This window comes from Bacillus sp. AFS001701 (assembly GCF_002559405.1).
Taxonomy (GTDB): Bacteria; Bacillota; Bacilli; order Bacillales; family Bacillaceae_G; genus Gottfriedia.
In genome coordinates this window covers 1-2,785 of record NZ_NTZO01000650.1, presented here as the reverse complement: position 1 = coordinate 2,785, position 2,785 = coordinate 1, and the positions used below count along the sequence as shown (strand labels likewise).

The window sequence follows — 2,785 nt, the reverse complement described above, 5'->3', positions numbered from 1 at the left end:
AAGGTATCTATGGCGAAAAGGAAATAAAAATTGAAGAACGAAATATTTTTTTAGGAACTATTCGCGAAAGAATCGAAATTGCGTTAACTACAAGTCAAGTGATGGCAAATTCAATTTATCCAATCGTTGAAAAATCAATCAATATGAAAAATGTTACTTTATTATTAAATGGTACACTGCCATATAATACAATTTCAAAATATCTTTTAATGGCAAAGAAAAAAAATATTCCCTTTTCACTAGTCAATAATTTACCCGTCCCTACTCCGATCGGGCTTGTCGTTACGCATAATGACGCAATTGATAAAAATGAAATATTTATTAAAGATGAGCTTTATAAATCAACTAATTTTTAACTAGTTCGGTATGTGAAATTTCTTGTAATGTGGATAAAAGCGCAGCTCAATTGTTTTTACAATTTAAGTTGCGCTTTCTTCTTCAAGTTCAGGTTTTTTAATCGATTCCCGTGTTAATTCAATTGATTTTATATAATGTCCGTCTATCTTAAGGACTTTAAATGTACAGTTATGAAATTTAATCGAATCTCCTTCTTGCACATCAAAATTTTCAGTTAAAATCCACCCACCAATTGTATCAACATCTGTATCATCAATGTCTAAGCTAAAAACATCATTAATTTCACTAATTAAAACTTTACCTGCAATGATGAATTTATTTTCGCTTACTTTACTTATATCCTCTTTCTCATCAACATCAAACTCATCTCGAATTTCCCCAACAATTTCTTCTAAAATATCTTCAACTGTTACTAAGCCAGATGTACCTCCGTACTCATCAACTAATATCGACATATGTATATGTTCTCTTTGCATTTTAACAAGTAAATCATGAACTGATATTGATTCAATGACTTGAATGATAGGTCTAATATATTGTTCAAGTGTTTTTACCTCTGCTTCCCCTTTATGAAGAACAAAATCAGTAAAAACATCTTTAAAATTTATTAAACCAACGACATGATCCTTATCTCCATCTACAACAGGAAAACGCGTATATTTTTCTGTACTCATAAAGTGAATATTCTCATGAAAAGCTTCACGTAAATCTATTGCAACCATTTCCGTTCGAGGAACCATTATTTCTTTTGCTACTCGCATATTGAAATCAAATATATTGTTCACATACTTAAATTCAGATTGATTAATTTCACCACTTTTATAGCTTTCAGATAGTAGAATTCTTAATTCCTCCTCTGAATGGGCAACTTCATGTTCTGAAGCAGGAGGAAGTCCAAATATTTTTAAGACCATCCTTGCTGAATTATTAAACAACCAAATGAACGGATAGGTAATCTTGTAAAAAAGAATCAAAGCTGGAGAAAACGTTAATGTTATCTGTTCAGCCTTTTGTATAGCGATTGTTTTAGGCGCTAATTCACCAACTACAACATGTATAAATGTAATAATTCCAAAGGCTAGTAAAAAAGAGATTGTTCCACTTACTGCAGTAGGTAAATGCATATCGTCAAGTAATGGATGCAATAATTCATCGACAGCTGGTTCACCTAACCAACCTAAACCTAAACTGGTAACTGTAATACCAAGTTGGCAAGCTGAAAGATATTCATCGAGATGTGTTATTACTCGTTTTACAGCTCTTGCTTTTTTATTTCCTTCGCCAATTAACTGATCAATTCTAGAGCTTCTAATTTTTACGATTGCAAATTCAGATGCAACAAAAAAGGCAGTAAATGCAATTAATACAACAACTAATAATAACTTAGTACCAATTCCAAACAATTGAGTCATCCCTCCAATTGGAAGTGAAGGCTATCTTCATAATTAATATTTTTAAATTAGGCTTATCTTAGTATATTCAGTTAAATAATTTGTTATCAAAATTTTTTTATAACAGGATCGAAATGATTTTGGAAAAGGTTCTACATTTCCTGTTTTAACACTCAATTTGCCTTCTCTCTTTATTACCATTCTTTACCTTATTTCTAATTTCCTTCTCTAACCAGTGTCTTGCATTATATGCTATTTATCTACTTTATATTCTAAAATCAGTAGAATATTTTGCTAAAAACACCGAAATAAACCGAGTTTCGATAAAAATCAATACAAAAGTAATTAAGTTTACATTTTCAGCCATTTTGAATGTTTAGAACCTATCTATTCGAAGTATTTTAAGAACTTTTGCCGAGTCAACACTAGTTTTGTCAACCTCAAAGGAATGTGCAATTTAATAAAGAATTTTTAATATATAAATTATTTGGAGGAGGAATAGCGTATGTATACAACTTCTCAAGTGGCAGAACAACTGCAATTAACAAATAAAAAAGTATTGTTTTTTTTAAAAAAAGGAAATTTAAAAGTAGAGAAAACTCATAATGGATATTTATTTACTGAGGAACAAATCGAACAAATTAAAGAAATTTATGAAGCTTCGATGCAAACGATTGAACCAAAACCAAATGACAATGATCAAGTTGACATTATAAAAGAATTAACTCAAAAATTAATAAAACTTGAAGAAAAAGTTGAAACAAAAGCAAATGAAGTCGTTTCAGTACAAATTTTGGAACATCGATGTGAAATTGAAGATTTAAAGAAATTAGTTGTTCAACTTGAAAATCAAGTAGAACAATTAAATGAACAAGTGACCTTATTAAAAGCGGATTTAGAGGATCAGAAAAAAATTATTACATTTAAACCGAAAAAACGATTTGCAATTTTATCGATATTCGGAGTTTAAAAAATTTGAGACATGTTTTTCTTCATTATCAAATTTTCGTAAAAGGAGTAGAGTGATGTTGATTTCC

The 2,785-nt window shown here is 29.7% G+C and carries 3 protein-coding genes; 2 read left to right on the top strand and 1 reads right to left on the bottom strand.

What is annotated here, in order from left to right; translation table 11 throughout:
- Positions 1-356, top strand: a 356-nt coding sequence (locus tag CN514_RS24380) for a YueI family protein (protein WP_098234780.1), incomplete at its 5' end; no start/stop codon positions are given.
- 63 nt (positions 357-419) lie between these two features.
- Here CN514_RS24380 and CN514_RS24375 read toward each other — a convergent pair.
- Positions 420-1,769, bottom strand: coding sequence for a hemolysin family protein (locus CN514_RS24375; RefSeq protein WP_098234779.1), 1,350 nt, complete (start codon positions 1,767-1,769; stop codon positions 420-422).
- A 484-nt stretch (positions 1,770-2,253) separates the two neighbouring features.
- On the opposite strand from CN514_RS24375, the gene CN514_RS24370 reads away from it, so the two are divergent.
- Positions 2,254-2,718, top strand: coding sequence for a MerR family transcriptional regulator (locus CN514_RS24370; RefSeq protein ID WP_098234778.1), 465 nt, complete (start codon positions 2,254-2,256; stop codon positions 2,716-2,718).
- Positions 2,719-2,785 lie beyond the last annotated feature (67 nt).

What these genes read in the sequence shown, in the direction of transcription:
- CN514_RS24370 (WP_098234778.1), top strand. Translation starts at nt 2,254, where the DNA reads ATGTATACAACTTCTCAAGTGGCAGAACAACTGCAATTAACAAATAAA.
- CN514_RS24375 (WP_098234779.1), bottom strand. Translation starts at nt 1,769, where the DNA reads ATGACTCAATTGTTTGGAATTGGTACTAAGTTATTATTAGTTGTTGTA.